We start from the raw sequence: 4,467 nt of genomic DNA, 5'->3' as shown, positions 1-4,467 counted from the left end.
AAAAGGAACTTCTGTATCCTATACGAGGACAAACTTAAAAAATCCCAATTTTTTACTGGAGGATGGTTATGTGGAATCGAAAACCTGATGTAAGCCGCCGATCTTTCCTTAAAGGCGGAATGCTCGGAGCGGCCGCCGCTGGAATCTCTCCCAGCGTTTGGGCCGCGGAATCCAACGAGAAGCAAATCGACTCTAAAAAAATTCTTAACTACAATTCGGAAATGCGTTATCGTCCCCTGCCGGGAACGGATATTTCCCTTTCCGTCATCAGCTTGGGCGGCTTAGTGAACGTTCCAGCGGTGAACGATTACGCCATCGACCGCGGCGTGAACCTGGTGCATATCTCGACGAGTTACATGGGCGGTTCGTCCCTGGTGGACCTCGGCAAGGTTTTAAAGACGAAGCGGGATAAAGTGTATATCGCCTTGAAAGACAACTTTCTGCCCCAGGAATTCAAATCCGCCGATGAAGACATTAAGCGCTTTAAAGAAGAAGGCATATTCGAAAAACTCAATACGGATTACGTCGACTTCTTCATGTTCAACCGCCATGAGGCGAACGAACCCCTCGATCCCCAAATCCAGGAACGCTTCGAAGCCTTGAAAGCCAAAGGCATCGTTCGCTACGCCGGTTTAACCATCCATGGAGACGTTCCGGGGACTGTGGCGGCGGGCATCAAAAACAACGTATTTAAACTTATCATGCCGACTTTCAACCAGCCCAACCTGGAAGGATTAGACGAATCCTTAAAAAAAATGCAGGAAAACGGGATGCGCATCATGGCCATGAAAACCATGGGCGGATTCGGCGTCAAAGACCTGCGCAGGAAGGACGAATTCAAAGAAAAGCAGGATGAAGAACTGCAGAAAATCTCTCTCGATCTGCAATGCGCTTATCTGAAAAAAGCGCTCAGCAATCCCTCCGTGATTACGATCAACAAAGGCATTGGAACCTTCGACATGTTCGACGCCTTCGCCAAAGCGGCGCGGGAACAACTCACTCTGAGCGAAGACCGCGCGCTCTACCGCTACGCCCAAGCTAACCGGTCGGAAAACTGCATGATGTGCGACGAGTGCTATCAGGCATGCCCGGACAATATCCGCATCTCAACCATCATTCGCTGCAAAGACTACTACCACGACCAATTTGGAGACAGGAATACGGCTCTAGCGTACTATCATGAGATTCCCGCCGCGCAACGCCTCAGTTCTCGCTGCGGCGATTGCTCGATCTGCGAAGAGACCTGCCCCAACGGCCTTAAGATCGTCGAACGGCTGCAAGCTGCTCACGTCATGTTCGCGTAAGAAATGAAAACCTTCGGGCTTCGCTGAAACCCTAACGAAGCCCGAATTTATTTTTCATAAATTACTAGGTTATACACGAGAAAGAGTTAAAAGAACGTTCCACCATTACGTTCGAATCGCGTAGACGCGGAAGAAAAAAGAAAAACGCGAAGAAGGAATCCCTTCCTAAACCCGCCGTTGAAACGGCGGGCTATCATCGTTTGTCCCTTTAAAGGGACATTTAACAATAGCCCAGCCTTTCAAGTCTGAGGAAAGAAATTTCGCGGCATTCGACTTTAAAATATTGGCTGCGTACCATGAATTAAATTGCTTGGGAGACAAGATCGATGAGGAAGACATTCTTATTTTCTTTACTGCTAATCGTATGCCTTAATCAATATGCTCTCTATGCTCTCTGCGAGGAACAGACTGCTGATGGAACTCAGGATGTTCCCGTTTCCGATAAAGAGAAAGAAAAACTGGCGAATCTGCTGCCCGATGCGCAAGGGCTTGGCTTGCAGCCGCAGGGCGAAAGGCAATATTACGGCTCCGATCTGTATATGTATATCGACGGCGCGGCGCCTGCTTATCACGCCTACGACTTTGCCGCCTTGATTGTCCAAGAATACAAAAAAGGGGATGCCATCCTAACGGTGGAAATCTACGATATGGACAAGCGGCTCAACGCCTTCGGCATCTACTCCGCCGAGCGCTCGCCGAAAAACAACTTTCTGGAAATCGGCGCGGAGAGTTATGGCGACGATTCCGCTTTGAACTTCTATCAGGGTTCCTACTATGTCAAATTGCAAGCCTCCAGCCCTAAAGAGAAGACCGGTCCGCTTCTCTTAGCCGCAGCGGAACAGATTTCCCAACAAATTAAGAAAGGTAAGAAATTGCCTAAAGAATTGAAACTTTTCCCCGCTGACGGATTGATCCCCCATTCCCAGCAGTATATGAACAAAGCGCCGCTGGGCCACGATGCGCTCGCCCCCGCCTTTCAAGCGCTATACGAAAACGGCGAGAAGGAATGCCAATTGGTTCTCTCCATCGCCGAAACGCCGCAACAGGCGCAAGAGCGCATCGCCAAGTTGAAAAGCCATTTCGAAAAAACGGGAAAAATCGCGCCTCAACCCGCTATCGGCGCCGAAGCCTTTCGCGGCGAGAACGAATATGAAGGCGCGCTCATCGCCTTTCCCTGCGAACGTTACGCCATAATCGCCGTCAATCCGCCCCAGGACGCCGCCGCCTTCGCCCAAAAGATAGTGGAAAGTATAATCCAGCCGAAAAAAGATAAAGAAGAGAAAAAGGACAATCCAGAGAAAACGGAATAAATGTATGCGCGTCCCCTGTAGATGCTAAACGCGCCGTTTTTTCTCATCATTCATCATTCGAGGCTCTTGCAAAATTTATGAAATCCATCATTCAATTCTCCCCCCAAGCTTGGGGGGAGTTAGAGGGGGGTTGATTTTAATGGACTTACCTCAATCCCCACCTAACCTCCCCCAAGCTTGGGGGAGGAATAATAGAGTTTTGCAAGAGGCTCATCATTCATCATTTTATAAACGGAGTCTTCCTATGAAAGTCATCGCCTTCAACGGCAGCGCACGAAAAGACGGCAATACCGCCATCCTCATCAATTATGTATTGCGCGAATTGGAAAATCAGGGAATCGAAACGGAGATGGTTCAGTTCGCCGGACAAACAATTCGCGGCTGTTTGGCGTGCTACAAATGCTTCGACAAGAAGAACCAACGCTGCTCCAACGATAGCGATATCGTGAACGAGTGCATCGAAAAAATTATCGCCGCCGACGGCGTGATCCTGGCCTCGCCCACCTATTTTTCCGACGTATCGGCGGAACTCAAAGCCCTGATCGACCGGGCGGGTCTGGTGGCCAAAGCGAACGACAATCTATTCCAGCGCAAAGTGGGCGCGGCCGTGGTCGCCGTGCGGCGCGGCGGCGAAATCCACGCTTTCGACACGATCAACCATTTTTTCCTCATCGGAGGCATGATCGTCCCCGGCTCCATTTATTGGAACATGGGCTTCGGACTGCAAAAGGGAGAAGTGGAAAAGGACGAGGAAGGCATTCGCACAATGAAAACTCTCGGCCAAAACATGGCGTGGCTGTTGAAGAAAATCCACGGGTGAAAAAGCTGTCTATAGCTTAATCGAAACAGGCCAAACCGTCCGCCGGCGATAATGCTGGACGGCTTGGCTCTTTTTATGTATATTCAGTAACAAGGGGGGCGAAAAGCAAATCGCAATCCGTCTTTTTTTTATTCCAGCCTCCGTCAAAGGATAGAGCAACGAAATATCACGCAATGATTCTCTTACCGTTTTTCTTGATTTTCACCAGCGCCGCCTTGGCGCAACCCATTGTTTTGTCAGAAGACGAAAACACGGAGTTCTTGAATATTACCTATATTGACAAAGAGGCGGGAACGATCGGCGAGAGTGTAAAAACCAATCTAAAAGTCGCCCTTTTATTCTGGCAATGCGCGATTGATAAAGAAGGAAAGTCTTTCGTAACAAAGACAAAATGGATTCGAGATTTTGAACATGACGCGCAAGTCATCGATATCCCCTCGGATTACGATACGATTTATAAACCCGTATTTTCTCCTGATGGAAAGACTGTAATTTATCAGGGAGGCAATGACAATATAGCATACTATTATCCTGAATTCCGGTCGATTTTTGTACACTAGGTTTTGACCAGTTTGCGATCAAGCGCCTTGAGAATGGATTCTTGCCTCTTCGTGAGCGTAACGACGCGTGACACCTGGAAGTTTTTTCGCGCATCACGCAGGTATACCTTGTACATGGTGTCCAATTCCAATAGCGACTCTTCCGCCGTGATGTCCAGGGGCGTGAGACGGTATTGTAAGAGCGCCAGCAACAGATACGCAAGATAACAGAGGAAGACATGCGCGGTGACGCGGTTGTACAGCCAATGCCGAACCGGACGAAGCCGTGTAATGCCCTTTAGACTGCAGAACGTCTTCTCCACAAGGTCCTTATCCGACGCCTTTCGTACGCGGCAAGGATTGATCGCAAATCCCACTTGCTGGGCGTAGGACGCATAACCTTTGTTCAAGGTCGCCCAGGCTCCCGCCCCTGAAACCACCCCCGTCTTCAGGTTGTCTATCCGAAGATAGTTGGGAACCCCCTGGAGGAATTC

5 protein-coding genes are annotated in these 4,467 nt (G+C 49.4%); 4 read left to right on the top strand and 1 reads right to left on the bottom strand.

From position 1 onward, the window contains the following. The first annotated feature begins 68 nt into the window (after nucleotides 1-68). The 4 genes from AB1656_00140 to AB1656_00125 all read left to right on the top strand — a co-directional run bounded on the left by AB1656_00140 (nucleotide 69) and on the right by AB1656_00125 (nucleotide 3,994). On the top strand, nucleotides 69-1,304 hold the full coding sequence (locus AB1656_00140) for an aldo/keto reductase (protein MEW6233769.1): 1,236 nt from the start codon (nucleotides 69-71) through the stop codon (nucleotides 1,302-1,304). 326 nt (nucleotides 1,305-1,630) lie between these two features. Then, entirely contained in the window at nucleotides 1,631-2,614 is a 984-nt protein-coding gene (locus tag AB1656_00135; protein ID MEW6233768.1) for a DUF6599 family protein, read from the top strand. A gap of 244 nt (nucleotides 2,615-2,858) precedes the next feature. Then, nucleotides 2,859-3,434, top strand: coding sequence for a flavodoxin family protein (locus AB1656_00130; protein ID MEW6233767.1), 576 nt, complete (start codon nucleotides 2,859-2,861; stop codon nucleotides 3,432-3,434). Nucleotides 3,435-3,607: 173 nt separating this feature from the next. After that, nucleotides 3,608-3,994 carry a hypothetical protein gene (locus AB1656_00125; GenBank protein MEW6233766.1) on the top strand — a complete coding sequence of 129 codons (387 nt, stop codon included), beginning with the start codon at nucleotides 3,608-3,610 and terminating at the stop codon, nucleotides 3,992-3,994. On the opposite strand, the gene AB1656_00120 is transcribed toward AB1656_00125, so the two are convergent. Beyond that, on the bottom strand, nucleotides 3,991-4,383 hold the full coding sequence (locus AB1656_00120; GenBank protein MEW6233765.1) for a hypothetical protein: 393 nt from the start codon (nucleotides 4,381-4,383) through the stop codon (nucleotides 3,991-3,993). The genes AB1656_00125 and AB1656_00120 overlap by 4 nt on opposite strands. Nucleotides 4,384-4,467 lie beyond the last annotated feature (84 nt).

The sequence above is a fragment of the Candidatus Omnitrophota bacterium genome (genome assembly GCA_040755155.1).
Lineage (GTDB): Bacteria > Hinthialibacterota > Hinthialibacteria > Hinthialibacterales > Hinthialibacteraceae > JBFMBP01.
This window is presented reverse-complemented; position numbering and strand designations above follow the sequence as displayed.

Excerpts from the sequence above, each read along its gene's own strand:
- AB1656_00140 (MEW6233769.1), top strand. The coding sequence starts at position 69 with ATGTGGAATCGAAAACCTGATGTAAGCCGCCGATCTTTCCTTAAAGGC.
- AB1656_00135 (MEW6233768.1), top strand. The coding sequence starts at position 1,631 with ATGAGGAAGACATTCTTATTTTCTTTACTGCTAATCGTATGCCTTAAT.
- AB1656_00130 (MEW6233767.1), top strand. The coding sequence starts at position 2,859 with ATGAAAGTCATCGCCTTCAACGGCAGCGCACGAAAAGACGGCAATACC.
- AB1656_00125 (MEW6233766.1), top strand. The coding sequence starts at position 3,608 with ATGATTCTCTTACCGTTTTTCTTGATTTTCACCAGCGCCGCCTTGGCG.